The 26,985-nt window shown below is 56.3% G+C and carries 23 protein-coding genes; 9 read left to right on the top strand and 14 right to left on the bottom strand.

Going from position 1 to position 26,985, the window contains the following annotated elements:
* Window positions 1–8: 8 nt before the first annotated feature.
* A complete protein-coding gene (locus tag ACODS3_RS15845) occupies window positions 9–2,039 on the bottom strand; it encodes a TonB-dependent receptor (RefSeq protein ID WP_489035225.1) in 2,031 nt (676 codons plus the stop codon).
* A 256-nt stretch (window positions 2,040–2,295) separates the two neighbouring features.
* On the opposite strand from ACODS3_RS15845, the gene ACODS3_RS15840 reads away from it, so the two are divergent.
* Together ACODS3_RS15840 and ACODS3_RS15835 are read left to right on the top strand one after the other, a co-directional pair.
* Window positions 2,296–2,523: a VF530 family protein gene (locus ACODS3_RS15840; RefSeq protein WP_201000158.1), complete on the top strand. Its 228-nt coding sequence runs from the start codon at window positions 2,296–2,298 to the stop codon at window positions 2,521–2,523.
* 39 nt (window positions 2,524–2,562) lie between these two features.
* Window positions 2,563–3,243, top strand: coding sequence for a Pr6Pr family membrane protein (locus tag ACODS3_RS15835; protein ID WP_489035171.1), 681 nt, complete (start codon window positions 2,563–2,565; stop codon window positions 3,241–3,243).
* Here ACODS3_RS15835 and ACODS3_RS15830 read toward each other — a convergent pair.
* The 3 genes from ACODS3_RS15830 to ACODS3_RS15820 form a co-directional block, all read right to left on the bottom strand.
* A complete protein-coding gene (locus ACODS3_RS15830; protein ID WP_489035169.1) occupies window positions 3,207–3,980 on the bottom strand; it encodes a siderophore-interacting protein in 774 nt (257 codons plus the stop codon). The genes ACODS3_RS15835 and ACODS3_RS15830 overlap by 37 nt on opposite strands.
* A complete protein-coding gene (locus ACODS3_RS15825) occupies window positions 3,977–4,573 on the bottom strand; it encodes a PadR family transcriptional regulator (protein ID WP_201017389.1) in 597 nt (198 codons plus the stop codon). Before ACODS3_RS15825 ends, ACODS3_RS15830 begins: the two co-directional genes overlap by 4 nt.
* Window positions 4,574–4,644: 71 nt before the next feature.
* The gene (locus tag ACODS3_RS15820) at window positions 4,645–7,752 is read right to left on the bottom strand and encodes a biosynthetic peptidoglycan transglycosylase (RefSeq protein WP_201017388.1); all 3,108 of its coding nucleotides are present in this window, start codon (window positions 7,750–7,752) and stop codon (window positions 4,645–4,647) included.
* A 316-nt stretch (window positions 7,753–8,068) separates the two neighbouring features.
* Between ACODS3_RS15820 and ACODS3_RS15815 the strand changes: the two genes are divergently transcribed.
* Window positions 8,069–8,980, top strand: coding sequence for a hypothetical protein (locus ACODS3_RS15815; protein WP_489035223.1), 912 nt, complete (start codon window positions 8,069–8,071; stop codon window positions 8,978–8,980).
* Window positions 8,981–9,034: 54 nt separating this feature from the next.
* Here the strand turns inward: ACODS3_RS15815 and ACODS3_RS15810 are convergent, their stop codons facing one another.
* The gene (locus ACODS3_RS15810; RefSeq protein ID WP_489035166.1) at window positions 9,035–9,721 is read right to left on the bottom strand and encodes a hypothetical protein; all 687 of its coding nucleotides are present in this window, start codon (window positions 9,719–9,721) and stop codon (window positions 9,035–9,037) included.
* Window positions 9,722–9,997: 276 nt separating this feature from the next.
* Between ACODS3_RS15810 and ACODS3_RS15805 the strand changes: the two genes are divergently transcribed.
* Complete coding sequence (locus tag ACODS3_RS15805; RefSeq protein ID WP_304574923.1) at window positions 9,998–10,906, top strand: hypothetical protein; 909 nt, start codon at window positions 9,998–10,000, stop codon at window positions 10,904–10,906.
* Window positions 10,907–10,956: 50 nt separating this feature from the next.
* Here ACODS3_RS15805 and ACODS3_RS15800 read toward each other — a convergent pair whose 3' ends face one another.
* The 7 genes from ACODS3_RS15800 to ACODS3_RS15770 form a co-directional block, all read right to left on the bottom strand.
* On the bottom strand, window positions 10,957–11,670 hold the full coding sequence (locus tag ACODS3_RS15800; RefSeq protein WP_489035164.1) for a hypothetical protein: 714 nt from the start codon (window positions 11,668–11,670) through the stop codon (window positions 10,957–10,959).
* A 259-nt stretch (window positions 11,671–11,929) separates the two neighbouring features.
* Entirely contained in the window at window positions 11,930–13,060 is a 1,131-nt protein-coding gene (locus tag ACODS3_RS15795; RefSeq protein WP_304574925.1) for an OpgC domain-containing protein, read from the bottom strand.
* 162 nt (window positions 13,061–13,222) lie between these two features.
* Window positions 13,223–14,836, bottom strand: a complete 1,614-nt coding sequence (locus ACODS3_RS15790) for an FMN-binding glutamate synthase family protein (RefSeq protein WP_201000151.1) — start codon at window positions 14,834–14,836, stop codon at window positions 13,223–13,225.
* Between the two features lie 180 nt (window positions 14,837–15,016).
* On the bottom strand, window positions 15,017–16,057 hold the full coding sequence (locus ACODS3_RS15785) for a ferritin-like domain-containing protein (protein WP_489035162.1): 1,041 nt from the start codon (window positions 16,055–16,057) through the stop codon (window positions 15,017–15,019).
* Window positions 16,058–16,062: 5 nt separating this feature from the next.
* Complete coding sequence (locus ACODS3_RS15780; protein ID WP_489035160.1) at window positions 16,063–17,973, bottom strand: hypothetical protein; 1,911 nt, start codon at window positions 17,971–17,973, stop codon at window positions 16,063–16,065.
* A gap of 71 nt (window positions 17,974–18,044) precedes the next feature.
* Entirely contained in the window at window positions 18,045–18,791 is a 747-nt protein-coding gene (locus ACODS3_RS15775; RefSeq protein WP_489035158.1) for a VOC family protein, read from the bottom strand.
* A gap of 482 nt (window positions 18,792–19,273) precedes the next feature.
* The gene (locus tag ACODS3_RS15770) at window positions 19,274–19,639 is read right to left on the bottom strand and encodes a hypothetical protein (protein ID WP_201017380.1); all 366 of its coding nucleotides are present in this window, start codon (window positions 19,637–19,639) and stop codon (window positions 19,274–19,276) included.
* 280 nt (window positions 19,640–19,919) lie between these two features.
* On the opposite strand from ACODS3_RS15770, the gene ACODS3_RS15765 reads away from it, so the two are divergent.
* The 3 genes from ACODS3_RS15765 (at window position 19,920) to ACODS3_RS15755 (ending at window position 21,851) form a co-directional block, all read left to right on the top strand.
* Complete coding sequence (locus tag ACODS3_RS15765; protein WP_201000146.1) at window positions 19,920–20,198, top strand: type B 50S ribosomal protein L31; 279 nt, start codon at window positions 19,920–19,922, stop codon at window positions 20,196–20,198.
* Between the two features lie 157 nt (window positions 20,199–20,355).
* Window positions 20,356–21,447, top strand: a complete 1,092-nt coding sequence (gene ddlA, locus ACODS3_RS15760; protein WP_489035155.1) for a D-alanine--D-alanine ligase — start codon at window positions 20,356–20,358, stop codon at window positions 21,445–21,447.
* On the top strand, window positions 21,444–21,851 hold the full coding sequence (locus tag ACODS3_RS15755) for an NUDIX hydrolase (RefSeq protein ID WP_489035153.1): 408 nt from the start codon (window positions 21,444–21,446) through the stop codon (window positions 21,849–21,851). The genes ddlA and ACODS3_RS15755 overlap by 4 nt, the downstream gene beginning before the upstream one ends.
* Before the next feature lie 59 nt (window positions 21,852–21,910).
* Here ACODS3_RS15755 and metR read toward each other — a convergent pair whose 3' ends face one another.
* The gene (gene metR, locus ACODS3_RS15750) at window positions 21,911–22,828 is read right to left on the bottom strand and encodes a transcriptional regulator MetR (protein WP_201017377.1); all 918 of its coding nucleotides are present in this window, start codon (window positions 22,826–22,828) and stop codon (window positions 21,911–21,913) included.
* Window positions 22,829–23,114: 286 nt separating this feature from the next.
* On the opposite strand from metR, the gene ACODS3_RS15745 reads away from it, so the two are divergent.
* Window positions 23,115–24,107, top strand: a complete 993-nt coding sequence (locus ACODS3_RS15745) for an alpha/beta fold hydrolase (protein ID WP_201017375.1) — start codon at window positions 23,115–23,117, stop codon at window positions 24,105–24,107.
* 46 nt (window positions 24,108–24,153) lie between these two features.
* Window positions 24,154–24,801 carry a DsbA family oxidoreductase gene (locus ACODS3_RS15740; RefSeq protein WP_201017374.1) on the top strand — a complete coding sequence of 216 codons (648 nt, stop codon included), beginning with the start codon at window positions 24,154–24,156 and terminating at the stop codon, window positions 24,799–24,801.
* 153 nt (window positions 24,802–24,954) lie between these two features.
* Here the strand turns inward: ACODS3_RS15740 and ACODS3_RS15735 are convergent, their stop codons facing one another.
* On the bottom strand, window positions 24,955–26,838 hold the full coding sequence (locus ACODS3_RS15735; protein WP_489035150.1) for a methyl-accepting chemotaxis protein: 1,884 nt from the start codon (window positions 26,836–26,838) through the stop codon (window positions 24,955–24,957).
* Window positions 26,839–26,985: the final 147 nt, after the last annotated feature.

Genomic DNA, 26,985 nt, shown 5'->3' with positions numbered 1-26,985 from the left:
TGGGGGCGTCAGAAAGTGGTGCGCAAACCGACTTCCACGCTACGGCCCTGAGCCGGTGCGATATCCCGCAGGATCGAGCTGGCGTAGCGTACCGTCTGGTTGGTCAGGTTCTCGCCGTTGACGAAGGCCAGCCACTGGCTGCCGCCCAGGTTGAAACGATAACCGGCGCTGGCGCCCAGTGTGGTGTAGCCGTCGGTGCTGGATTCGTTATCCGGAACACGATGCTGCGAGCTGGCATGTTCGACATCGATGCGCGCCTGCCATTTGTCCAGCTCCCACAGCAGGCCACTGTTCAGGCGCAGAGGTGCGATACGGGGCAGGGCTTCGCCGGTATCCAGATTTTTGGCGCGGGTGTAGTCACCGGACAGCTCCAGTGCCAGGCTGCCGTACTGGTTTTCACCCAGTTTCCAGTGATCCTGAGCCTCGATACCGCTGAAGCGGGCACGAACGCCTGCATAGTTGTATTCCGGGATGCCATTGGCATCGTCTTCGCCGTCGTCATCGACCGTACGACCACTGCCCAGCAAGCCGATGTAATTGGAGAAGTAGCTGTAGAACACGCCCGCGCTGCCTTTGTGTGTGCCGTTGTCGAAACGCAGGGCCAGGTCGCTGGAAACCGCTTTCTCTTTCGACAGGTCGGCATTGCCGCGTTCATAGGTGCCGGTGGCGACGTGGGCGCCGTTGGCATACAGCTCATAGAAGGTTGGAGCCCGTTCGGTATAGCCCAGTGTCGCGGCCAGGGACCAGACCGGTGTCAGGGTGTAGACCGCGCCCGACGACAGGCTGCCCGCTGTGAATGTGCTGGAGTTCTCGGCGGCGGCGAAACGATCCTTGCCCTGGGCATCGGGATCGACCGTGGTGTGCTCGATGCGTCCACCCAGGCTCAGTTTCAAGCGCTCGGTGGCTTGCAGCTCCTCAAGAATGAACAGCGCGCCGGCATTGGTATCGGTTTGCGGCACGAAGGCTTCTTCACCCAAGGCAGAAAATTCGTTGCGGGTCACTTGTGCGCCGACTACGCCATTGAGTGGGCCGATCGGTTGGTGGCGGGCTTCGATGCGGGCCTCATAACCCTTGTTCTTGAAGGTTGTACCGACTTCGCCGCCTTCGATTTCGCGGTGTTCGTAGTCGGTGTAGCCCGCATCGAGTTTGACCGAAGTGAAAGGCCCGGACAGATTGCGGATCTCGGAAGCGAAAGCGTAATGCTCCTGCTGCATGCGGATGCGCACGTCCTGTTCGGCGGGTGAGCCGTAGTTGGAGTCATAGTTGCTGTACGAGACACCGGCGTAACCGTCATCCCATGTATAGGAACCGCCGACTGCGCCGCCGTCCTGACGTCCATCGCTGTTGCTCAGACGTTTTTTCTTGTCTCCGTCTTCGCTGCCTTGTGCGCGCAGTTCGCTGGTGCGGGCATAGCCGGGAATGCGCAGGTCATTGAACTGACGAGAGTTGGCATCGATGTGCAAAGCGAACTGCCCGTTACCGGCTTCCAGTTTGCCAGCGCTGCTACGGGTGGTATCGGCACCGCCGTAACGCAGCTCGCCGGCACCGTGAATGCCTTCGATGGCTTCGGTGGGAATACGATTGTCAAAGGTGTTGACCACACCGCCGATAGCGCTGCCGCCATAAAGCAGGGCTGCCGGGCCACGTACGATTTCGATACGGTCGACATTCACCGGGTCCAGCGGTACTGCGTGGTCATAGGACAGGGACGATGCATCCAGCGCGCCTACGCCATTGCGCAGGATACGAATCCGGTCACCATCCATGCCGCGAATGATCGGGCGGCTGGCTCCAGGCCCGAAGTAAGACGAAGAAACCCCTGGCTGCTTGTTCAGCGTCTCACCCAGGCTGCCTTTCTGTTCAAACGTCAGGGCATCGCCTTCCAGAACCGTTGTCGGCGTTGCCAGTTGATCGCTGCCCAGCGGGTTGGCCGTGATGACCTGAGGTTGCAGCTCAAGGCTTTCTGCTGCATGGGCCGGCGCGGCAAGCAGCAGAGCGGTTGCCAGTGGCGTCAGGCGCCAGAGCAGGTTGCGGTGCATCGGTGACATATCGGTTTCCTTGGCAGGGCGCATGGCAAAGCCCCAGTCGAGAGTTAAGCGGATAGGTAAGTAATTTATTGTTACACTATAACATCTCTTTTTGGCGTGAAAAGGGGAACTTTTCCGTGTCTTGCTGTGAGGGCTTCTTGTGGTCGGAGTTGGCGAAACTTCACTCATCTCACGCTAAGCTCTTCCTACCTTTTGATGGCTCGGCTAAGGTGCGCACCTTCGCATTCATCAAGCTGCAAGGTCAGTCATGACAACAACCCAAAACGACCCACTGCACGGCGTTACGCTTGAGCAGATCCTCAAGGCTCTGGTTGAGCACTATCAATGGTCCGGTCTGGCTGAGCGCATCGACATTCGCTGCTTCAAGAGTGATCCGAGCATCAAGTCCAGCCTGACTTTCCTGCGCAAGACGCCTTGGGCTCGCGAGAAAGTGGAAGCGCTGTACGTGAAGCTGCATCGCAGCAAGGGCTGGTAAAAACGCACGGCAGGGACGCTGGCCTTCAAGGATCAAAAGATGCACAGCGAACACCCGCAACAGGCGCAGGGACAGCGTCGCTACACGCTTATTGCCGCCTTTCTGGGATGGTCCGGGCTGGCCATTCAGATGTATCTGATTTTCTGGGCGCGCTGGGTCGATCAAGCCAGCCTGCTGGGCGGACTGATCCGGTTTTTCAGCTTCTTTACCGTCTTGAGCAACACACTGGTGGCAGTGGCGCTGACTTGTGCATTGAGTCGTCGTCAGTCCCGCGGGCATGATTTCTTTCGCAACCCGGTCGTGTGTGGCGGTATTGCCGTCAGCATTGCACTGGTAGGCCTCGCCTATAACCTGCTGTTGCGCCATCTGTGGCAGCCACAAGGCTGGCAGTGGATTGCGGACGAGTTGCTGCACGACGCCATGCCACTTATCTTCGTGGTTTATTGGTGGCTGTATGTGCCCAAAGGCAGGCTGCGCTTTACCCACGTGCTGCTATGGACGCTGTATCCGATACTCTATTTCGGCTACGTCCTGCTGCGCGGCGATGCGCTGGGGGATTATATGTACCCCTTCATTGATGTCGGCACGTTGGGTTATGCCAAGGCCTTCATCAATGCGGGTGGCGTGTTGCTTGGGTTTGTGGGGATTGCGCTGGTTTTGCTGGGGATCGATAAATGGTTTGCCTACAGAGACTCATCATTTTCCTCAAGACGCCAGTAACCTGCTGCTTTCACAAACCCGTCATCAAGGCCCAGATCGTCAAGCAGCACGCGGCGAATCTTGCGTGACAAGGCCGCTTCGGTTGCAACCCAGGCGTAGAGCTTGCCGGCAGGCACTTCCAGACGGCGCGCAACATCCACCAGATTCTGTTCGCCGCGAATGACCCAGGTGACATCGATCTGCGCCTGGCTTGTGAAAACCTGTTGCTCATCCTTGTTCGCAATCTCGACCACCACCCGCGCAATGCGATTCGCTGGTAGCGACTCCAGACGCCGGGCAATGGCCGGGATAGCGGTTTCGTCGCCGATCAGCAGATAGCTGTCGAAGATATCCGGCACCACCATCGAGCCGCGCGGGCCGGCTATGTGCAGGAATTGCCCCGGCTCGGCCTGAGCTGCCCATGTCGCGGCCGGCCCGTCACCGTGCAGGACAAAATCGATATCCAGTTCGCCTGCCGTTTCATCGTAACGACGCGGCGTGTAGTCACGCATGGCGGGGCGCGGGCCGTCGCTGCTGCCGCCGGGCGTGAAGCTCTCCAGCGCGGCCTGCTCTTCGGGAGTCTGGGCGAACAGCAGCTTTACGTGGTCATCGGTGCCCAGGCTGATGAAGCCTGCCAGTTGTGGCCCGTATAAGGTGACACGACGCATCAGCGGTGTCAGGTCGGTCACACGCAAGACTTCGAGCTTGCGCAGTTTGATTTCATGGTTGACGCGATGGATCGACTGCTGCGAATTCATACGGACTTCTCCGACACAGATTGGGGGCCATCAACGATGGATTTGGCGGTTTCATTGAGCAGGTCGCGAACACGCAGAATTTCTTCCGGGCTCCAGCGGCCATGGTGCATTTGCAGCGCATGACGCAGGTTGTGTACCGCTTCATGGATTTCCGGTGGCCGGTCATGCCCGCGCAAAGAGCGCTTGCTGACTTCGATCCGCATGCGCACGCCATCCAGCGCAACGGCCTGCTCGGTCAGCGATTGCAGACCGGCAACAGTGATGGTGTAGAGCTTCTTGCCGCCCTGGGCATCGCCCAGGATCAGTTCGCTTTCTTCAAGAAAGGTCAGGGTGGGATAAATCACGCCGGGGCTTGGGCTGTAGGCGCCATCGAACATGCCTTCGATCTGGCGGATCAGGTCATAACCATGGCAAGGCTGTTCGGCAATCAGGGCCAGCAGCAACAGCTTCAAGTCGCCCGGAGCGAATACCCGGGGGCCACGTCCGCCGCGTTCACGGCCGGGGCGTTTTTCAAAACCGTCGCGGCCATCGCCATATTCGCGCAGCAGTGGACGGTCATCGGGGCGGTGAGGGTCATCACGCATTGTCTTCATCTCTCGTTACGATTTAGATATACCTTAAGATATATCTTTAAGTCTTCGCAAAGAGATACAGACGAATGGTCTTACAGCCGTGTAGAGGGCGTGCTGCACATGGCCTGTCCACCATTTTCCAGATAGGGCGTGAGGATGGGAGCCATGCCCTTGAGTACCTGCACCGGTAGGGCCGAAGTAAATCTGAAGCCTTCGGCGGCGCGTCCGGGGACAAAGGCGGTCAGGGTGCCGAAGTGGTTTTCACCGATGTAGAACACAAAGGTTGCCGTGCGATTGATGGCCCTCGAACTGATAACCCGTCCACCCGCGCCAATGCTTTCGATGCGGTTGTCGCCTGTACCGGTCTTGCCGCCCATGGCCAGGATGCTGCCATCCTGCAATTTGAAAGTGCCTTGCACACGCTTGGCCGTACCGCCATCCACCACTTGCGACAGCGCTTCACGCATGGCTGCCGCGACCTCCGAAGGCAGAACGCGCTTGCCCAGTTCAGGGTTACTGGCCAGCACGGTTTCATAAGGTGTGCCGGCAGCAAAGTGCAGGCTGTCGATGCGCAGGGCGGGCAGGCGAATACCATCGTTCTGGATGATGCCGATCAACTCGGCCAGCGCCGCAGGCCGGTCGCCCGAGCTGCCTATGGCGGTTGCCAGTGAAGGCACCAGATGATCGAACGGGTAACCCACACGCTGCCAGCGTTGCTCGATATCCAGGAACGCCTCGACTTCCATCATCGTACGGATGCGGCTGTCCCGAGCACTCTTGTGTCGGCTCTTGAACAGCCAGCCATAGACTTCCTGGCGCTCATGACGGCTGGCTGCAACCGCATCCTTGAACTGGGCGTCGGGGTATTTCAACAGGTAACCGAGCAGCCACAGATCCAGAGGATGGACACGCGCGATATAACCCTGATCCGGCAAGTCGTAGGCGCCAGGCCCATAGTTTTTGTAAAGCTCTGTCAGGCGCTTTTCGGTGAGTTTCGGGCCGGTTCCGGTTTCGACCAGATGGGCGCGGACGAAGGCCTTGAACGTATCCTGATCGGCACCCGGCAACAGGTAGCGATGCACTGCCGCCAAACGGACAGCAGTGGGATTGATGCCATCGAGAAAGGTGTCCAGCCGTTCCTGGGTGGATTTGTCCTTGTAGCGCTTCCAGAACTTGAGCAGAAAAACCGTGCCTTCTCGGTCGGCAAACTGGCTCAGGTATTCCTGACGGCGCGGGTTGTCATCATCCTTGAGCAGCGCAGCGCTGTTGTTTGGAGCCTGATAAGTGCTGTAGCGCACCAGATCACGCATCAGTCGAATGAAGGGCAGGTTGATCGACTCGCGCAGGGACTCGCGCAACGTCGGAATCCGCTCATTGTCTTCGCGACGGAAATTGTTGAAGCGATGCAGGCCGCCACCGGTAAAAAAGCTTTCGCCAGGGCTGGCCGAATATTGTCGATCCAGGGCCGCAGAGAGCATTTTCGCCAGGTCCCGGTCCTTGTTCTGTATCAGGTAATCCAGAGCCCAGCGGGTCAGCCGGTCAGGCTCTTCGACCGGGGTCTTTCTCAACTCTGTAACACTCATGTCGGCGTAGCGTGCGTGCAGCTCGGCGATGATTTCCAGATAAGTGGTCAGCACCCGCATCTTGGCAGTGGAGCCCAGCTCCAGCTTGCTGCCTTCGTTGATGTCGAACGGCTGGTCGGTGCTGTCGGTTTGCACTCGTACCCGCGAACCGTCCGGGCCGCGCTCGAACAGGGTGAAGCTATAACGCACCTGAGCCGTGCTTGCCGGGGACAAGAGCCGTTCGCCGAACAGGCCGATTTTCTCGGCGAAGGCCGGGTTCGCCAGATCGCGCAGGTATTGGCTGACGCTGTTTTGCAGCTCGCCCTGCAACGTGCTGGTGGCCGACAGATCAAGCCGGTCCAGATCGTAGAGCGGGCGATTGAGCAGGTTGGACAGCCGGCTGCGGGCAACACTGATGCCCTTGTTGGTTTCAATGGGCTGAATTGTCGGTTGCTGTACCCAGTCCCGGTAAGTGACTGCGCTGGCCAGTGCTGCATTGGCCAGTGGTTGATCGATGACCTGTGCCTGTGCAAGCAAGCGAATATGGCTGTCAGTGAGATCCGCCAGTTCCAGTCGGCCTTTGGTCAGGTAATAGGACGGACGACGCTGGGCAATCACCAGCGATAACACCTCGCGCAGCGCCAGACCTTTTTCGGTCAGGCTTTTTGCGTCTTTCGGGTCTGAGGCGAGTACCTGGTTGGTCCTTGCAAAGTCGGCACCGAACCAGACTCGCAAGCCCTCAGCCATGCCATGAACTTCGCCATGCCCGGGCACCGCGGAAAGTGGCACGCTGTTCAGGTAGTCACGCACCACATGCTGACGCGCCTGCAAGGTCTGCTCGCCGGGCAGATAGGCCCGGACACTGGCAGAAATCATCTGACGTAGTTTCTCTGAACCCGATTGCGTCAATCCGTCCGGAGAGTGGCGATATTTCTCCAGTTGTGTCGCCAGGGTACTGCCGCCCGCTGACTGGCCTGGGATCGCAAATATCTTGGCCACCTGAGACAGTGCCGCCTTGGCGAAGCGCGGCCAGTCCACGGCCGGGTTGGCCAGTGGTTGCTGTTCATCCAGCAGATCTCGGTTCTCGATAAACAAAAGACTGTTCACCACCAAGGGCGGGATGGAGGCAAAGTCGGCGTAGAGTTGCTGCGGATAGCGAAACTCATAAAGCGGTTCACTGCGGCAGTCGGTGATCGACAGGCCCGCCTGGATTTTCTCCTCGTAAGGCACGAAAAAGCCGTGTTGGCTGTAGCGCAACAGCTCGGGTGAAAAGCGTGTCTGCCGGGTAATCAGGTAATCGCGTTTGAGCAGGCGCGACAGGAATTCATCCATCGACGAATAGCCCAGGCGTTTATCGAAAGGCCCCTCACCGGGATAAACCACTGCATCGCTCGGGCCGGGTTCGAGCGAATAGCTCAAGCTGGCGGCAAAGCGGCTGAACTCCTTTGCCTGAAGCCTTGAACTGCGGCTTTCGACGGCAATGGCTGCTCCCAATGCAATGCCGCCCATCGTCACCACGACCCAGAACACCCTCCACCCGTAACGCTTGCGGCGGGGTGGAGTGGACATGGGAGGGTCATCCTGACGCTCAGCAGAAATCACACCTTGCCTGGTATCGGAATGCCGTAATACGCCCATGATCGATTGGCCCGGTCACCCTGTTAGTCGCACTTGTCTCAAGCTTAGACGCTGGCCGGAGCTGCGGGAAAAATTGTCTTGTGACGTGGGATATTTCAGGCGGGCAGGGGCGTTGAGGCTACCAGGCGACTTCATTGTGCTGGTATTTATTAACAAGAGATATTGCCTGGAAAAACGTAAGGGGTTTCTGAAATTAAAACATGTAGGACATTTCCTTTTATTTTATTCGGGATTGAACCCGATAGGGCTTGGTGATTATGTCCGGCTTGTCAGTGGCAAGGGTGCCCTGCATAAAATCAATAATAAGGAAGTTATCATGAACAAGAGCAGGAACTGGTTTTACCCGGCGTTCTTATCCGGGGTTTTATGGGCGTTTTCATGTCACTCTTTGGCGCAGACGGAGGGAACTGTCGAACCTCCCGCTTCGACTGCCGGACAGGAGCAACAGGTACAAGACATCGAAGGCGAAGCCTTTACTGTATTGAGCGACCGCATTCATCAGATCGAGCAGACATTACAGAGCGACACTTCGGTGGACCGTTATAGTTTTACAGCCATTCGCGGGCAGGATGTATTACTCGCAACGCCGGGGCTCAGTGTATTGAATCGCGTATGGAAGGTTGAATATCAGGTCGATGGTGGAGAGTGGACGCTCAAGAAATACAACGGGCCTGAGGCTTTTCGTAGCCTGACACCGGGAGCGCGGATCAATATTCGGGTGCTGGCTTCTGACGGCGCCAGATTTGATAAAGCGGGTTACCGCATCGTGTTCGGCTCGTACCCCCATATGCGCTATGACCTTCATGATGAAGAGGGTTTTCTGAAAATACCCTATGGCTTGACCGATCCTCCTTTTCTGGCCACCCAGGCTTTTACGAAAGCATTGCTTGAGGGGACATTTACCGATAGCAAGGCTTATCCGTTGGAGGGTGGGGTGATGGGTTTCAGGTTGGAGCCTCATCACGGGTATAAGGAAATTGAGGAAGAGTTTACGTCTGACGCATCAGGGAAGATCTCAAAATTCATAGAGATTAGCCCTTGTGAGGGCGGAAAGTATGCAGATAATTTTGTACATAAACACAATGGCAGGAATACATGGAGCACTCTCTATAAGGATGGAAAGTACAGTGCGCGGAATTTGCTTTTGGGGAGTCTGGAAGATAAGCCACATGTGTACGCTTTTGGACATATCTGCAAGCGAACGCTGGTTAATTGGTCCAGAAACTAAGAAATAGTGTTTGACGTGTAGGGGGCTGCCTGATTGGGCAGCCCCCTTCGTTAGTCAAGCCTTGATATCGATCAGTGGAGATTCCCGCTTCTCTGCATTTTGTTCAATCTGCCGTATCCACTCTTCGCTCAGGTCATTTTTTCTGACGGCCACGATTTTTCCGTAATCAATGGTGTCTTGAAAATTCATGAGATTAATATTGTATTTTCCCCCAAATGTTTCTGTGTCGTGATCCACCAGAATCATCATGCTTTTAGCATGGAGTTGAACGCTTTCCTTGAAGTCTTCGATGTTGTTGAGTGTGTCTGTAAGCCACTTTATCTCATCCTCACTCAGGCTGTTTTCATACGAGATAACTTTTATTTGTGCGTCATCGCCAAGGGTATAGCTAAAGCCTTTTTTCGCTAGTTCCGGTTTCAACTCGATGAGTTCTTTTCTGAAATGATCGTAATAACACTGTTGAAGAGAAAGGTATGAGGCGGAACGCATTTCTTCAAAACCCAAAAATATTTCTTTGGTCATGGGAGTCCCGACTTCGTCAGGGTCTCCAGAGCCACTGTAGTAAAATTTGTTCTTCCATGGCTCTTCCTCCCGAGTATAAAACTCTTTCGCTCGTGCCTCCCTGGCACTTAGGGTGGGCTCTGCTTCTGGAACAGTCATTTTTGCGGGTATTGAAGTGCTGGCCTGAACAGAAGGTAGTTGAGGTTTTACTGCATTTGATACAACGCTGCTGATATTCATGTTTTGCTCCTTTATGGGTTGATTCCCTATCAGTAGCGGCCGCTGAAAGTAAAACTTGGCCTGATAACGTTGTGGGAAAGTTCCGAGAGGAGGCTTGTGTGAGACGCTGCTCTCAAATCTATTGCAGAGGGCTGATTGGTTTTGAGTTTTATATTTTGTAGGGATTTTCTTTTTTCATGTTGTCCAGGGTTGATCTTCATGATCCCTGATGATTATGTCCGGTTTGTCAGCGGCAAGAGAGCCCTGCATAAATAATGGAATATTGAGAGAGCTATCATGCATAAGAATAAAAGGTTTTTTTATCGTTTCCTGGTGTCTGGCGCTTTAGTGATGACATGCCAGTCCTTTGCGCACACTAAAGAGATCGCCGAGTCTCCCGGTTTACCAGCAGGGCAAGAACCGCAAGTGCAGGAAGTTTCAGGACAGGCCTCAACCTTTTTGGGTGACCGCCTTAACCAGGTCAATCAGACATTGCAAAGTGCAACATCGGTGCATCGCTATCGTTTTATATCGTTGCGCGGTCAGGATGTACTGTTGGCGACGCCTGGCTATGATGCATCGAGCGCTATGTGGAAGGTCGAGTATCAGGTCGATAATGGCGAATGGAAACTCAAGACGCCTACGGGGCCGCAAGCCATTCGAGACTTGAAACCAGGCTCGCGGGTCAATGTTCGAGTGAGGGCTGCTGAGGGGGCCAGCTTTGGGAAGGCTGACTACCGCATGGTTGTGGGGTCGTATCCCCATATGCAGTATGAGCTTCATGATGAGGGTGGTTTCCTGAAAATTCCTTATGGATTGACCAGGCCTTCCTTCCTCGCCACTCAGGCTTATACCAAGGTATTGCTTGAGGCCACCTTTACCGATAGCAAGGCTTACCCATTGGCGGGAGGGGTAATGGATTTCAGGCTGGAGCCTCATGAAGGTTATGCAGAGATCAATAAAGTGCTCACCTCTGACAGCCGTGGGCAGATCTCAATGTTTCTTGAGTTTGGACGTTGTGAAGGCGGGGATCTGGCAGGGGATTTTGTTCACAGGAGTACGGGTAACAATATATGGAGCACCCGTTATAAAGTCGGGAAATACAGCGCACATAATGTACTTCTTGAAAGCCTGGACGATAAGCAGCAGGCATACACTTTCGGGCATATCTGCAAGCGTTCGCTGGTTAACAGGTCTGGTAGTTAAACGACAGGAAAGTTTCGCTGCCTGATGGCTCAGGCAGCGAACAGTCTGTTTCAGACCTGGATATCGACCAGAAGCTTTTCGTTGTCCTCTCGCTTGGGTGCAAAGCGTTCAATCTGGTAGATGATGGTGTTCATGAAGTTGCCGATGGTATTGCGGCTGAATATCTGGCCATAATCAATGACCTTGCTGTAGGCCTCCAGATTGAGCCTGTGCTCGTTGCCGAACTTCTCGGTGTAGTGATCCGTCAATGTCATGACGCTTTTGGCATGGGTGAACAGATTCTTTTTGAGCCCACTGCGGTCATTGAGACTTTCCGTCAGGTAGCTGAGTTCGGCCGGTGTCAGCACGCCATCGGGGTCGGTCACTTTTATCTGCTGGTCCAGGCCGAGCGTGAAGCCGAAGTGTTTCTTTGACAGCGCCGTATTCAGAAAGGAGAGTTGCTGCTTGAAGTCGTGAAAATTGTCGAACATGGCATGTATGGACGTGTTGAAGGTCTTTAACTCTTTATCAAGATAGTTTTTTCTCATGTCTTCAGTGGTTTTGTCGGACAAATTTTTATAAGGCTCTAAAATCTCACCTTTTGATGTCTTGGGTAGCCAAGGCGATTCTTCCGATCGATAAAACGCTTCATTGGCATCATGCCCCCTCTTGATGGCTGCTGGCGGTGTGCTTGATATTTTGTCAGTAGAAACAGCTCTTGAGGCAGGCTCAATTGCTGGGGGTTGCCAGTTTTGCAAGGCAGGGGAAGGCGAATTGATGTTCATGGCACAGTCTCATGGTTTATACAGTCGACTGTTTAGCGGCGGAGTTTGAGGAAACTTGTCCTGATAAGTGTGTAGGAATAGTCCCAGAGACAAGTGCATTAAGGCGGCTTGTAAGAAGTTTCTCTTTTTTATAGTCGTTAAGTCCGTTTTGCAGGAGGCTTTTGTTGATGAAGCAGAGCATCATTGATCCACGGAACCTCGCAAATAAACGAGCTAGCAAAAGTCCATATTTGCCAGCCCGTTTACATTAAAACCTGCCTCAAGCCGTGACTACCCTCTGCGGGCTCCCCAGCCGCTTGTTCAGTTCCAACCCGTTGGCCATCAATACCATCAAACCCAGTCCGACCAGCGCGGTGGTGACTTGCATCGGCCAGGTATCGCCTGCCAGGGCGTTGGCCATATCCGCCAGTGGTGCAAGCAATACGCCCAGGCAGAAGACTTCAAGGGAGTAGCGCCCCATACGGCAGGTCTGTTGCGCGGGCCAGTTATCGAGCCAGGTGTGGCGGGTCGGCAGCAATTTGGCGACCACATAGACCAGAGCCAGGAAGTGTACGAGGCGGGCAGGTTCCAGGTCGGTCTTGCTGATGGGGTACAGGGCTTCCAGGCCCATGGTCGAGACCAGAGCCCCATGCAGTTCGGGCCACTTTTCGCTGAAGGTCAGTGCGCCGGCGATCAAGACATAGACGGTCGCCAGCAGAAACAACGGCTGCTGGTACAACGGACGATGCTCCGCGATGACCGGTTGCGTCGTCCGCAACGCACAGGCACCGCCCAGTACGAACAGCAGTTGCCAGGCCACCGGGTTGAAATACCAGAGCCCGCCGCCTTCGTAGGCGCGCAGGTTCCAGCCAAACAGCGGCACCATCATGTACAGCGCGATGGACAGGCCGACCGCCACTTCAACCTTGCGCAGCATCAAGGGCAGGATCAGCGGCAGAGCCAGTAGCAGCAGGATGTAGAGCGGTAACGGGTCGGTCAGGTTGGGCTTGAAGCGCAGCAACAGTTCGTCGGCCAGGGCTTGCTGTGGATTGCCGACAAAGTATTCGAGGCCCATCTGCTGGACCATATCGCGGGTTTCAACGTGGTTGTTGGCCACGAAGACAATGCCCATCAACAGGGTCAGCAGGAAAATGTGTACCACATACAAGACCCAGGTACGACGCAGGATGCGCACGCAGGCCACCATCATGCCGTCGCGCTGGGCAATGCGTCCGTAGGCCAGAATTGCAGCGTAGCCAGCCAGAAAGACAAATATCTCTGCTGCATCGCTGAAGCCGAAATTGCGCACGGTCAGTTGTGCCAATGGGTTGTCCGGCACGTGATCCCAGAAAATGAAGATCAGCGCCAAACCTCGAAAGAAGTCGATTCGATAATCGCGTCCGTTAGTCATAACGGTGGGCTCTTGAAAGTTTGTCGATTGAATAAGGATCAACCGCAGTGGGTTGAGGTTCCGCACCGCCAGTCAGTAGTGGGTCGGCGGCGCGGCAGGGTGGCGTTAATCGACGAGAAATGCAAAAGCCGGGCTATTACAGAATGTCTCCATACGGTCGGCTCAGGTGAGTTCAGCGGGCTCAAAGCTGTCCGAGCGTGCCATTTGCCACATGCGTGAATAGAAGCTGTCGTCCTGTATCCCGTTCAGCAACTGGCCGGGTTGCAAGAACACATGGGTCTGCGAGAACAGTTTGATTTCCGTTGCCGACATACGGCGCACCAGATGCCTGGCTTCCAGTTGTGAAGGCTGATCAAGCCCGGCCGCCGCAAGCATTTCGGCCAGAGCCTTGAGGGTGTTGCGGTGGAAGTTGAAGACTCGTTGAGCCTTGTCCGGTACCACCAGTGCGCGTTGCCGCAAGGTGTCCTGGGTCGCTACGCCGGTCGGGCATTTGTTGGTGTGACAACTTTGTGACTGGATACAACCGATGGCGAACATGAAGCCGCGTGCCGAGTTGGCCCAGTCGGCGCCGATGGCCAGTACGCTGGCGATGTCGAAGGCGCTGACAATCTTGCCGCTGGCACCCAGTTTGATCTTGTCCCGCAGGTTCAGGCCCACCAGAGTGTTGTGTACGAACAGCAGGCCTTCACGCATCGGTGAGCCGATATGGTCTGTGAACTCGACCGGCGCGGCCCCGGTGCCACCCTCGGCCCCGTCGATGACGATGAAGTCGGGGTAGATGCCGGTTTCAAGCATGGCCTTGGCGATCCCCATGAACTCCCACGGATGACCCAGGCAGAACTTGAAGCCCACCGGCTTGCCGCCAGACAGCTCGCGCAGTTGAGCGATGAACTGCATCAATTCATAAGGTGTCGAGAAAGCACTGTGCCGAGAGGGTGAGATGCAGTCCTCGCCCATCGGGATGCCGCGGGTATCGGCGATTTCCTGAGTGACCTTGTGTTTGGGCAGGATTCCGCCATGGCCCGGCTTGGCGCCCTGGCTCATCTTGATTTCAATCATGCGCACTTGCGGGTCACGGGCTTGTGCGGCGAAGCGCTCTGGATCGAAGCGACCATCTGCACCGCGACAGCCGAAGTAACCGCTGCCCAGCTCCCAGGTCAGATCACCGCCATGTTCCCGGTGATACGGGCTGATGCTGCCTTCGCCGGTGTCATGGGCGAAATTGCCCAGCTTGGCCCCCTGATTCAATGCCCGAATGGCATTGGCACTGAGCGAGCCAAAACTCATCGCCGAGATATTGAAGATCGAGGCCGAGTACGGCTGGGTGCATTGTGGGCCACCGATCAGCACGCGAAACGAGTTTGGATCGCTCAATGGCGCCGGGCGCATGGAGTGGCCGATGAACTCGAAGCCGGTTTCATAGACATCGATCAGCGTGCCGAACGGCCTGTCGGCTGTTTCGTTCTTGGCCCGTGAATACACCAGCGAGCGCTGGGCGCGGGAAAAGGGCAGGGCGTCGCTGTCGGATTCCAGCAGGTATTGGCGAATCTCCGGGCGGATGGCTTCCACGGCATACCGGATATTGCCCAGGATCGGGTAGTTGCGACGGACCGAATGCGGGGATTGCAGCAAGTCGATGATACCGACCACGCTCAATACCGCAGTCAGCAGGGTAAATGGCCAAAGCCACTCGTGATGCCAGAACGGCAGGCTGAACAGGGTGAACAGCACGCAACCAACGAAGACTGCATAACGACTGAGTAGCGATAGGCTCATATGACATCCTTGGGCTAATGACGACACGCCCTGTCTTTTTGCCGCATCGGGCCGCAGGGCTGCATAAACATCGATTGCTGGCTAACGAGCCGTTGCATGAGAAATGTAGCAGGCGAGTGATAAATGAATAAGGGCGAAGACCGCAATGTTGCCGTTCTTCGCCCTTGATCGAGGAGGTTGTCAGTTGGCAGGGTTGGTCGGCTGGTACTGAAAGGTCGGGCCTGTGAAGGTTTTCGGGGCCGGTATGCCGGACATCATTGCCTTGGCCTGGCCCTTGAGCGACATCATCAGGCCTAGTGCCGTATTCATCTGGTTCTGGCTCGAATCGCCGTTGAACAAGGCATGCAACGACTGGAGCAGGCTGGTGTAGGTGTAGTTGAAATTGTCGTTGGCAAAGGATTGCACCGTGCCCGGTGTATAAGGGCCGGGGTCGGTGGCGACGGGATAGACACCTGTGGTGTCCAGGGTTATCGGAGCCCCTGCATAGGCATACTTGTCCTCCGGCGTCGGGCCTCCATCGGGGGTTGGAATCAGTAGCTTCCCTTTCTGGATCTGCATGAAGCGATAGTAATGCGCATAGCCTTTGCCCACGACTTCGAGCGGTGAAAGCGAAGTGCCTTCGCCCTGATCGATGATGCTCTGGAGGGCTTGCCTGGCCGTGGCGACATTGCTGACCACAACCGACTCCCACATCAGGTCAGGTCCGACCTGATTGGGTGACGGATTGAGAAATACACCGTCGCCGAGCTGTTCTATGGCTTCGATGATGGCGGTATAGAACTGCCCGATGGTGAGGTCTTTTTGTGCGGCAAGCAGTTTGAAATCGAGGGCATGTTCAGGCTCTTCGATCTGCAGGAAGGTCTGCAGTTGTGTCATCGAGAAGGGAGCCAGATGCACGGTCAGGTCCGATTGCACGCCACCAGGCAGTGGGCCCGGGTAGTTGGGGATAAAACCTGGTGAGTCGATGACTGGTGAGCCGCCGAGGGCGTTCATCACATTGCTCGCCAGTGTCATGTGCAGCATTTCCTCTATGACCACCGAGGAAATGATGGCGGCGATTTCCGGATTCTTGCTGGCATCGATCGAATAGAGCGCATAGAGATAAAGCGGAATCGTCGAGTGCTCCAGCTCGACTGCCTGTTGAAGCGCGTCAAGCACCGCTTGCACTGTTACGGTCGGGCCTTGGAGGCCTGCGATGGTCGAAAGTTGAAGACGGATCATGGGCATTACCCCCTTTGGGATTGGTTGATCAGACGGCGAGCAACCGCTGCCGCTTTGCCACCTCGGGCGGCGTTTGCCAAGGCGGCCTCTTCCTGGGGCGTGTAAGAAGTCGCTTCACTGGTCTGGAGCGCTGCTTTTGGCGCCGTCCTGGTGCCTGGTAGGGGATTCTTGAGCCAGGCAAGAATGGCCTGGCGTTTGGCGGGAGACAGGTCCCGGGTCACCGGCATCGAGTTGGCGTCGTGAATATCCAGGCTGAACGCGAGGGTCAGCAATCCTGCGGTTTTCACCACAGAGTCGAAATCCGCCATGTTCAGGAAGCGCAGCATTACCGGGTAGAGATTGGCGTATTGCTGGAAGATCGGCTGGATATCATCCCAGGTGGGTGATGCAGGAATGCTGTAACCGCTCCAGAGTAGAAAACTGATGAAGTCCCACTGGTTGACGGGGCCGGCATTCATGCCCACTTCAGTGAATACCGGACGGATGCCATAGACCTGGCCATCGATTGAGGAACTGCTGTTTTTGAAACTGCGAGGTATTCCCGGATCGTTTGTGCTGAGTGACAAAACGGCTTTTCCGCTGGCGTCGGTTACTGCTGTTGCGGCGAAGTTCAGGGCGTTTTCTGGCGTCGCCACCGGCGGGGAAGCCATGACATAAGGAGGGGAGTCGGGTGTTGGTTGCAACTGCGAGGAGTCAAGAATGAATGACACCGAAATCCCTGGCAACGGCTGTCCATACTGCGTTGCGTAGACAGGAATATCGACTTTTTCGTCCGGGCTCAGGCGATAGACAAACTTGTCGGCACGTATGAACGCTGCATTGGTCCATTCATTGATGATGATGCCTTGGCTGCCCGACAGGAGTAGCACATTGGTCTGGGCAACCTGAAGCTGTTGCGCTGACAGCGGCAGTACTACGATGCCTGCCGTCTTTGCATACCAGTCGGGATTGCCGGAGTAGCCATCACCTCCCTGAGAGGCAATGGTTCCGAGAGGAATGATAGAGCACCTCGGACCTGTGGGTGTAAGGCTCGGCTCATAAGCTCCGAGCTGCAGATCTCCGAGATCGTTCAGGCCTGCGCCCGGAGCCGTTGTGGAGATGGCATTACCCAGATCGAGGTAAATGCAACTTGCTTCTGTATCGATGGCTGCTGCAAAGAAGTTGATACCGCCAATGGGAGTGAAGAAGTTTCCCTGAGGTGAAACCGCTGCCATGAAGTGGCGGCCAAGCACCAGATGTCGAGGCTCCTCTGCCAGGTAAGGCCCTATGGTGCCTACGATTCGACCGCACATGAAGTTCGGCGATGTATTGTCCATGTTCAGGCCGTCAACATTGAACTTGATTGACAACTGTCCTGTAGCTTGGGCGGCTTGTTTCAACTGGCTCAGAAATGCAGAGTGAGAAACATCGCCCCATTGCAGATTGTGCAATACCGATTGATACATCGCGCCTGCACCGATGTCTCCTGAACCCGAACCGGTTGCGCGATCCCATATGTCGATGAAGGCAGCAGGCAGGAATTGCCCGCTAAAAAGTGTGTCGCCATTGAGGTCCGCTATCCGCACCTCCAGGCCCCATATTTCCGATACCAGTTGTTGTTCGGGGTCGAGGTCGACCATCTTGGCCGGCACCCGGCCATTGGAATCGGCAATGATGTAACGCAGTACGGGATCTGACGGAGTCACTGCACCCGCCGGGGTCCAGGCTGAGTTGATGGTGCAGCCCAGCAAACGGAATGCCGCGTCACCTTGTGGATTGAACCACCCGTTAGGTGGCTTCATGTGCGGGCCTTCCAGTTTTTGATAGCTGGATTTGAACGCATCATTGTCATAGTGGCCGGCGTCATTATTGACCGTCGACACATTGGCCTGGAATTTCCCGGAAAAGTGAAGCCTGAGGGAGTTCAGATAACTCACGTCGAATACCTCCGTGTTGCGTCCATGTTGTGAAAGGTTGTGTCCGTGCTGCGTCCTGCTAAAAAGCGTATTCAGGTGTTGAAGGGTTCGATAAGGCCGACCGGATTGCCTTCCGGGTCCTTGAACATCGCGAAGCGGTAGCCATCGATTGCTGTAGGCGGCATCAGCGCCGATCCGCCTGCCGCCAATGCTGTTTCAAGCACCGGCTCCAGGGTGTCCACCAGCAGATAGAAGTTGTGTCCGGGCTCGAAGCCGGGAATGGAAGGATCGGCCTGGCCGATGCCACCCAGTAGCGGCGGAGTACCGGCCGGGAAGTGGATATAGGAGAAGCCGCCAGTCCCGGTCTGATACTGCCAGCCGAACACTTGCTGATAGAACGCCCTGGTCGTTGCGGAGTCCTTCGCGATGATTTCAAACATCACGGCCGGATGCCGGTTGCCGAGCTCTTCTGTCTCTTGAAGGTTGCGCCCGGAAAAACCGGCCAGTGTGTCGAGAAATTGCACTGTGGTGTATGGTTTGCCGTTAGCCGACACGAAGCAGTGGCCGTATTGCGCCACAAAGTTTGTGAAGAGCGGCCCGTTCACATGGGCGAGAAACGCATCGGGGCTTGCATAGGTCTCGAAGAACAACACCAGCAATGGATCAGGTGGCGGCAGCGATTGAAGCCGGGCATCGGCACCGAAAGGTGTGTTTACCAGATAGGTGAGCGTACCGGGTTCGTTGTTTTGTACATCGCGGGCAAGTTGTATCAGTGCCTGGCGTGCTTCTATTTCCTGGCCTGGCTGAATGAACCACTGCGACGTCAGGCTGATGGGCATGTTTCCTCCTTGAATATAGATAGGTAGAGCGCAGGCACAGCAATGCAGAGAGCATCACTCTCTTTATCTGTTGCGGGTAATTGAACAGTGTGTTGAAGGTTGACTTGCCCTGTAACAGTGCATGTCCGGCTCGCTGTACGGCACCTGTGCAGTGTGAGCGATCATGAATTGTCAAAAACACTCGTCAGGATAAAGGCAAAATGCCAACCAACTGTGCTGCCTATGAAAATGAGCCCGAGTCCACGGAGCGTGAAGGCAGTTTCAACATAGATGACTTCATGTTTAATTCCATGGGGATAATGAAAAATATATTTATCGGAAAAGGCTTTCCAATATAGAAATCATTATTTGCAACTTATGGAATGTTTCTCATTTTCAACGGGGCTTGTCATTCAGTCTTTCACGTTTCATGACGCACTTCGTTGTGGGTCTGCTTTTCTCTGTTCAACGGCATGATAAACATCAAGTTGTGGATTGAAACTTCAACTCTCCAGTATCCACGGTTTGATATGCCGAAGCCGTTCGGCCATGGCATAGATATCGTCACGTCCCTCCAGGCTGGTCCAGCGCAGATGCTGGATCAAGGCCTGCTCTTTCGGATTGAGTGCGACGAAGCCCAGTTCATCGGCCTTGCGCATGAACGTATCGCGTGGCTCGGTCGGGGTACTGGCGGCAATCACTTCCTGCAAGGCGTTTTGCAGCATCGAGACATAACCCACCAGCATCGAAGGGTTGCAGAGCACATCGGTCTTGTTGACATAACCATCGAGCAGACGCAGTGAGTCACGGGCTTCTATCAGTCGCTCGTAAGCGGATTGAGGAAGGTCATAGTGGGTGATATCAGGCATGAGAAATCCTACCGACTTGTTATTTCATCCGCAGTCCAGGGCCAATCGCTGGACGGACCCATACGGCTGTGAGTAGTAGGCGCTGGCGTGTTGTCCTGGCTACCAGTAAGCCGGGAGCCCCGTCCCGGGCCGCTGATTTGGCAGAGGCGGGGCGAACCATAGCTTCAAGCGCCAGCCCGATCAAGTTCAGGGCGGGAGCAGCAAACAGCATTGATTATCATTAATGTGAAGTATTATGTTATGGTATAACAATGCTCAAGCAACTCATCCGGAGGCCCCCATGAAACCTGATATCCATCCTGCTTACCGCACAGTGCTGTTCCACGACACGGCTGCCGACGTGTATTTCCTGATCGGCTCCACAGTCGATACCGATCGCACGCAACAGCATACGGACGGCAATACCTACCCTTACGTGGCGCTCGACGTGTCCAGTGCTTCGCACCCGATGTACACCGGCCAGCAACGCAAGACCACCACCGAAGGCCGTATCGCGGGCTTCAACAAGCGCTTCGCAACCTTCGGTTCCGGCAGCAAGGCAGGCACTCCCGCTGCTTGATCCGGCACCCGACTCCCCGATTCAAGGCGATCTGTGCAGGATTGCTCCGGACCGGGGATTTTTTTTGCCTGCTTTTCGGACATGCGACCACTGAGCCTCTGGACTAATGCCGGGCATTGCTTTTATCTTCGCGGCCTGAAAAACAGGAGTACCCGCGTTGAAAAAATCAGTCGCCATCGTTTTCGGTGGGCAATCCAGCGAGCATGAGGTTTCGTTGCAGTCAGCACGCAACGTGATCAATGCGATCGATCGCGAAAGCTACGAGCTGACCTTGATCGGTATCGACAAGCTGGGCCGTTGGCTGCGGTTCGATGAAAGCGATTACCTGCTCAATGCGAGCGACCCAGCAAAGATCAGGCTGAGCACTTCAGGCAAGCTGTTGGCCCTGTTGCCCGGCAGCACAGGCGGACAGTTCGTCGAAGTCGGGTCGGTCGAGCCGCTCAAGCGTATCGATGTCGTGTTCCCGCTGATTCACGGTGCCTACGGCGAAGATGGCTCCCTGCAAGGCCTGTTGCGCCTGCTGGCGATTCCGTTTGTAGGGCCGGATGTGTTGGGCTCTGCGGCCTGCATGGATAAAGACGTGACCAAGCGCCTGCTGCGCGATGCCGACATCAGCGTGGCACCGTTCGTGGTGCTGATGCGTGGCCAGACAGCTCAGTTCAGCGACGTGGCCGGGCAACTGGGGCTGCCGATGTTCGTCAAACCGGCGAGCCAGGGCTCTTCGGTGGGCGTCAGCAAGGTGACCGACGAAGCCGGGTTCGAAGCGGCCCTGGCGCTGGCCTTCGAGTTCGACCACAAGGTTCTGATCGAACAGGGCATTGTCGGCCGGGAAGTGGAATGTGCGGTGCTGGGCAACCGTGAGCCGCAGGTCAGTGTATGTGGCGAAGTCATCGCCAATGACGAGTTCTACGCCTACGACACCAAGTACCTCAACGGTGATCAGGCGCGTATCGCCATCCCCGCCGAACTTGCGCCAGAACTCAGCGAACAGGTGCGCGAAGTTGCATTGCAGGCCTATCGGGTTCTGGGCTGTGCCGGGCTGGCGCGTGTCGACTTCTTCGTCACCGAAGCGCGGGAGATCATCATCAACGAGATCAACACGATCCCCGGTTTCACCTCCATCAGCATGTACCCCAAGCTCTGGCAGGCCACTGGCTTGTCCTACGCCGGTCTGATTGATCGCTTGATCGTACTGGCACTGGAGCGCGATGATGAGGCTCGCTTGCTGAAGACGGACATCTTTGCATGAAGATCATCAATATTGCCGCAGCCTTGTTGATTGCCCCGGATGGCCAGACCTTGTTGGTACGCAAGCGCGGTACCGAGGCGTTCATGCAGCCGGGCGGCAAGATTGAAGCGCACGAGCCAGCGGTAAATGCGCTGGTTCGGGAGCTGGAAGAAGAACTGGGCCTGGTGATTGACCCGCAACAGGCCATTTTCCTTGGTGAATTCAGCGCTCCGGCGGCCAACGAGCCGGGCTTTGAAGTGCATTGCCAGTTGTTCGGGGTACGCACCGATGCCCAGGTCGTACCGGCGGCCGAGATCGAGGAAATCATCTGGATTGGGCCAGAGCAACACCCGGAACTGGTGCTGGCTCCTTTGACCCGCGACTTGATCCTGCCGCTGTATCGCGAGATGCGCGAAGAAACCTGATCACGGAGCGAATTCATTCGCGAAGGGCTTCTTCGCGAATGAATTCGCTCCTGCTGGGTTCAACGCACCGCACTCACTCCATCCAGCGTCGAGAACGACGTGTCCTTCGCCGTCAGCAGGAAATCCCGCATGTAAGGCGCGTCGAGCATATCGGCGCGAATACCTGCATAAAGCGTCGCGAACAACCCTTTTTCCCCCAGACGCTTGGCCTTTACGTAGCCACGCGAGCTGTATTCGTGCAGTGCCCAATGGGGCATGCCGCACACGCCGCGTCCGCTGGCCACCAGTTGCATCATCATGACCGTCAGTTCGGAAGTGCGGACCTGCGCAGGTTCAATGTCGGCTGGCTCCAGGAAGCGCGTGAAAATATCCAGTCGATCCCGCTCCACCGGATAAGTGATCAGCGTTTCAGTGACCAGATCCTCTGGCACGATGTAGGGCTTGTTCGCCAGTGCATGCTGGTTGGCCACGGCGAGCATTGCTTCGTAAGTGAACAGCGGCACATAGGTGATGCCGGGAATATCCAGCGGGTCTGAAGTGACCACCAGATCCAGATCACCGCGAGCCAGTGCCGGCAACGGAGCGAACGAAAAACCCGAAGACAGATCCAGTTCGACCTCCGGCCAGGAGTCACGGAACTGGTCGATGGTCGGCATCAGCCACTGAAAGCAGCTATGGCATTCGATAGCCATATGCAGACGCCCGGCCGTACCGCCCGCCAGTCGCGCAATGTCGCGCTCGGCACTGCGCAATTGGGGTAGCAATGAATCGGCCAGTTGCAACAGGCGCAGCCCCGCGCTGGTAAAGCGCACCGGTTTGGTCTTGCGCACGAACAACTGCATGCCCATGCGTTCCTCCAGTTCCTTGAACTGGTGGGAGAGGGCAGACTGGGTTAGGTGCAGGCGCTCGGCCGCTTCCACAAGGCTGTCGGCCTCGCGCAAGGCGTGCAGGGTTTTGAGGTGGCGTATTTCAAGCACCTTCAGCGCTCCATGAATAAAATTTGTGACCAGCGAGAAAACGATGAGTTTGTCTCATGATTATCTGGCTGTCGACAATAGCGCCATCTTTTATGGCGAACGCAGCATGGCTTTGGCACGCAGCCTTGGATTTGCGCGCATCCCCGACGATCGCCGGTAAGGGATTTTCAGCGGCCATTTTGCCGTTGATCCCGATTCATCAAACTGTCACGCAACTGTGGCAGCGCGCTTTGAAAAACATCATCAGACTTATTGCCTACTGGGGATCTGTTTTTTGGTGTTTTTCATGCGGGTTTTACTCTTTCTGGCCGCGCTCTTGTGCGGCTTGCCGTCTTTTGCGGCCTCTCGATGCGATGTCAGTGCTCCTGTACAGATTGCCGAACTCAAGGAAGTTCGTATTGCCTATCAAAGTATCGGCAATGAATCCGACCCTGCCTTGCTGCTGGTCATGGGCCTTGGCGGGCAACTGATTCACTGGCCTGACGAAGTGGTGGTTGCCCTTTGTCAGCAAGGCTATCGGGTGATTCGCTACGACAACCGCGATGTCGGCCTGTCGACCTGGGTCCAGCCTCCTGCGGATGCCAACCTCACTTATGAAGTGCTGCGCTATAAGCTGGGCTTGCCGGTGTCTGCGGTCTATTCCCTGACCGATATGGCCGATGATGCGCTGGGCTTGATGGATGCGCTGCACGTTGAACAGTTTCATGTGCTGGGGGCGAGCATGGGCGGCATGATTGCTCAGCATCTTGCCGACCTTGCCCCGCAACGAATCGAAAGCCTGACCCTGATCATGACCAGTTCCGGCGCTCAGGGCCTGCCGATGCCCAATGCTGCCTTGATGCAATTGCTGGCCCGTCGTGGCGCGCCCAATCGCGAGATTGCCATCGAGCAGCAGGCGGATCTGCTGGCCGCCCTGGGCAGCCCGCAGATCAAGGACGACCGGGAAATGCTTCTGCAACAGGCCGCAGCCTCTTATGACCGGGCCTTCAACCCCGAAGGCGTAAAACGTCAGATTACCGCGATTCTGGCCGAGCCCAGCCGTGTCGAACTGCTCAACCGCTTGCGTCTTCCGGTGCTGGTGGTCCATGGAACGGCCGATCCACTGCTGCCGGTCATGCATGGCGTGCATGTCGCTGCGCATATCCAGGGCAGTCAGTTACGCCTGATTCCCGGCCTGGCGCATCGCTTTCAGGAAGCGTTCAAGGCGCCGTTGCTGGCGGCAGTGTTGCCTTATCTCAAGGCGCAGCATGAAGACGGACGGCATGTGGCGCAGTTGTAAGCCAGACGTGTATCGTGACTGTTTTCTGCCAAGTGCGAGCGTCACGATGACCACTCCCCTGAAAATCGATTTCGTTTCCGACGTTTCCTGCCCGTGGTGCGCCATTGGCTTGCGTGCCCTGGAGCAGGCCCTTGAGGCGCTGGGTGATGAAGTGCAGGCGCAGCTTCATTTCCAGCCCTTCGAGCTGAACCCGAACATGGTTGCCGAAGGCCAGGACATCAAGGAACACCTGGCCGAGAAATACGGCTCCACGCCTGAGCAGATGAACGACATCCACGAGAACATCCGGGCGCGTGGCGCAGAGCTGGGGTTTGTCTTTACCCAGGGCGAGCGGCGCATCTACAACACGTTCGATGCCCATCGCCTGCTGCACTGGGCTGAACTGGAAGGCAAGCAACCGGCGTTGAAGCAAGCCCTGTTTACCGCCTATTTCACCGATCTCGCAGACCCGTCCAGCCACCAGACTCTGGCCACTGTGGCGCAAAAAGTGGGACTGGACCGCCTGCGTGCCGAGGCCATTCTTGCTTCTGGCGAATATGCCGCCGAAGTACGTGAGGCTGAACAACTCTGGACCTCACGCGGCGTCAGTTCGGTGCCGACCATCGTGTTCAACGACGAATACGCCGTGTCTGGCGGCCAGCCTGTCGATGTGTTTGTCGGCGCGATCCGGCAGATCATCAACAAGAGCGTGTAAGAACTGCGCTGGTGGCATCGTTTGTAGGACCGGCTTCAGCCGGGAAGAGGCCTGTGCAGGCGCTTCATCTTCATCGGCCTAAATACCGCCTTCCCGGATAAATCCGGTCCTACGGATTGTGAGCAGCGCCCCCGACACAGACCGCTTGCCGAGTTACAACTTGAAGGTATCGACAACACTCCTGAGCCGTCCGGCCTCAAAGTCCAGCTCACCGCAGGCTTTGAGGGTTGCATTCAGGTTGTCGGTGGCCTGGTGGTTCAACTGGCTGATCGCATGCACATCACGGGTCAGTTGATCGACGGCAGTGGTCTGTTCCTCGGTCGCCGCGGCGACTGTCAGGCACACGTCATCGATCTCGCTGATGCGTGACACGACGCTCAGCAGGCTTGCGCCAGCCTCGGTTGCCACCCTTACGCTCTGGCTGCCCATTTCATGGCTGAGGGACATGGTCTCGGCAGCCTGTGTGGCACCGTCCTGCAGCGCCTGGATCACTGCGCGGATTTCTTCGGTCGCATTCTGGGTGTGATGGGCCAGGCTTCGGACCTCGTCCGCCACCACCGCGAACCCTCGGCCTGCCTCACCCGCTCTGGCCGCTTCAATGGCTGCGTTCAAGGCCAGCAGGTTGGTCTTGCCGGATATCGTCGAAATGACTTCCAGCACCTTGCCGATATTGGCGCTTTTGGCGTTGAGGTCTTCGATCTGGGTGCGTGTCGTTTCGATGTTCTGTTGCAACTGACTCATCGTATCGACGGTTTTTTCCACCAGCGTGCTGGTCCAGTCGATCTGTGTCCTGGCGCTGGATGCACCTCTTGAGGCTGCCGAGGCACTTGAGGCTATTTCCTGTGCTGCCGCTCCCAGTTCTTCGATAGCTGCTGCAACGGTGGTGGTGTAGCCCGACTGGTGCTCCGACTTTTCCACCGAAGAGTTGGACGCCGACAGGACTCGGCGGGTGGCTTCGTTCAAGGCCTGTGTCGTGGATGAAACTTCGGTGATGGAGGCATGAATCCGGTCGCCGAATCGATTGAAGCTCTCGGCCAGGTGTCCGAACTCATCGTGGGAGACAATCGACAAGCGCCTTGTCAGGTCGCCATCGCCCTGGGCAATGTCTTCCATCGCATGGTTGATCAGGTGCAGGGGTTTCATCAGCACGCGCATCAGCAATCCGAGCAGCAGCAAGGTAATCAGGCCGGCAACGATTGTGGCGATGATTGCTGAGTTACGGAACGCCGAGATACTGGCCAGGGCCGCCTGCTTATCCAGCACGATGCCGATGTACCAGTCCTGCGAGGGCAGGCCTTTGACGGGGGTGAACAGGGTAAGTTTCGGGCCATCCACCGACGCAGCTTCGACCAGTCTGTCGCTCAGCGTCAGCGTCTCTGCGGGAAACAGGTCGGCCAGGGTCTTGCCGATAAGCGCCTTGTCCGGGTGAACCAGTATCTTGCCGGCCTTGCTCACCAGCAAGGCGTAACCGCCACCATCGAACACTTGGCTATTGATGGTCCGGGAAATGGTCTCGATGTTCAGGCTGGCACCCAGAACCCCCATGACGTGTCCGTTGGAGCGAATGGCGACCGCCTGAGTGATGATCCGGTAATCGATGCCAGCGCCGACGTAGGGTTCTGTCATCGCTGTGCCCTGATCGATGGCATCCTTGTACCACTGCCGTTCCCGGCTGTCGTATCCGGCAGGCATCTGTCGCGGTGGATAGATGTGGAAGCCGCCGTCACGGGTGCCGACATAGCCGGCAATGAACTGCTCCATCAGCACCTGGCCCTGCAACTTGCCGAGTATGTTTTCAGGCGAGGGCGCCTGGCCGATGGATTCGGCAACGTTCTTGATCAGAATCATCCGCCCGTCCAGCCAGCTCTGAATGTCATGGGCCATCGAGACCGAGAGTGCGCGGGTGCTTTGTTCGATTCTCTGTAGGTTGTCGTCACGCAAGCGAACGTCATTCAGCGCGGAAAACGCGCAAAACACTGTCATGATCACCAGCGCGGCGATCAGTAATATCTTCTGGTTGAACCTGAGATGTCTCATCACTGTTTCTCTGCGTACTGGATCGGTTGCACAACAGCCCGTCGGTTTTTGATTAACATTTAAAGCATCCCTGCTATCGATAACTTCCGGGCGAACGGGGCCGCACGTGTAGAGAACTACATGTGAAGTTTTCCGGTAAGTAACGTG

The organism is Pseudomonas sp. FG43, assembly GCF_057809175.1.
Note: the sequence above shows the minus strand (reverse complement) of the source record. Positions and strands in the feature narration are given on the sequence as shown.

Coding starts and splice junctions, on each gene's coding strand:
- ACODS3_RS15755 (WP_489035153.1), top strand. CDS start 21,444: ATGAAGATCATCAATATTGCCGCAGCCTTGTTGATTGCCCCGGATGGC.
- ACODS3_RS15810 (WP_489035166.1), bottom strand. CDS start 9,721: ATGAATATCAGCAGCGTTGTATCAAATGCAGTAAAACCTCAACTACCT.
- ACODS3_RS15770 (WP_201017380.1), bottom strand. CDS start 19,639: ATGCCTGATATCACCCACTATGACCTTCCTCAATCCGCTTACGAGCGA.
- ACODS3_RS15785 (WP_489035162.1), bottom strand. CDS start 16,057: ATGATCCGTCTTCAACTTTCGACCATCGCAGGCCTCCAAGGCCCGACC.
- ACODS3_RS15745 (WP_201017375.1), top strand. CDS start 23,115: ATGCGGGTTTTACTCTTTCTGGCCGCGCTCTTGTGCGGCTTGCCGTCT.
- ACODS3_RS15815 (WP_489035223.1), top strand. CDS start 8,069: ATGAACAAGAGCAGGAACTGGTTTTACCCGGCGTTCTTATCCGGGGTT.
- ACODS3_RS15840 (WP_201000158.1), top strand. CDS start 2,296: ATGACAACAACCCAAAACGACCCACTGCACGGCGTTACGCTTGAGCAG.
- ACODS3_RS15735 (WP_489035150.1), bottom strand. CDS start 26,838: ATGAGACATCTCAGGTTCAACCAGAAGATATTACTGATCGCCGCGCTG.
- ACODS3_RS15795 (WP_304574925.1), bottom strand. CDS start 13,060: ATGACTAACGGACGCGATTATCGAATCGACTTCTTTCGAGGTTTGGCG.
- ACODS3_RS15820 (WP_201017388.1), bottom strand. CDS start 7,752: ATGGGCGTATTACGGCATTCCGATACCAGGCAAGGTGTGATTTCTGCT.
- ACODS3_RS15740 (WP_201017374.1), top strand. CDS start 24,154: ATGACCACTCCCCTGAAAATCGATTTCGTTTCCGACGTTTCCTGCCCG.
- ACODS3_RS15800 (WP_489035164.1), bottom strand. CDS start 11,670: ATGAACATCAATTCGCCTTCCCCTGCCTTGCAAAACTGGCAACCCCCA.
- ACODS3_RS15845 (WP_489035225.1), bottom strand. CDS start 2,039: ATGCACCGCAACCTGCTCTGGCGCCTGACGCCACTGGCAACCGCTCTG.
- ACODS3_RS15835 (WP_489035171.1), top strand. CDS start 2,563: ATGCACAGCGAACACCCGCAACAGGCGCAGGGACAGCGTCGCTACACG.
- ACODS3_RS15790 (WP_201000151.1), bottom strand. CDS start 14,836: ATGAGCCTATCGCTACTCAGTCGTTATGCAGTCTTCGTTGGTTGCGTG.
- ACODS3_RS15805 (WP_304574923.1), top strand. CDS start 9,998: ATGCATAAGAATAAAAGGTTTTTTTATCGTTTCCTGGTGTCTGGCGCT.
- ACODS3_RS15830 (WP_489035169.1), bottom strand. CDS start 3,980: ATGAATTCGCAGCAGTCGATCCATCGCGTCAACCATGAAATCAAACTG.
- ACODS3_RS15765 (WP_201000146.1), top strand. CDS start 19,920: ATGAAACCTGATATCCATCCTGCTTACCGCACAGTGCTGTTCCACGAC.
- ACODS3_RS15825 (WP_201017389.1), bottom strand. CDS start 4,573: ATGAAGACAATGCGTGATGACCCTCACCGCCCCGATGACCGTCCACTG.
- ACODS3_RS15775 (WP_489035158.1), bottom strand. CDS start 18,791: ATGCCCATCAGCCTGACGTCGCAGTGGTTCATTCAGCCAGGCCAGGAA.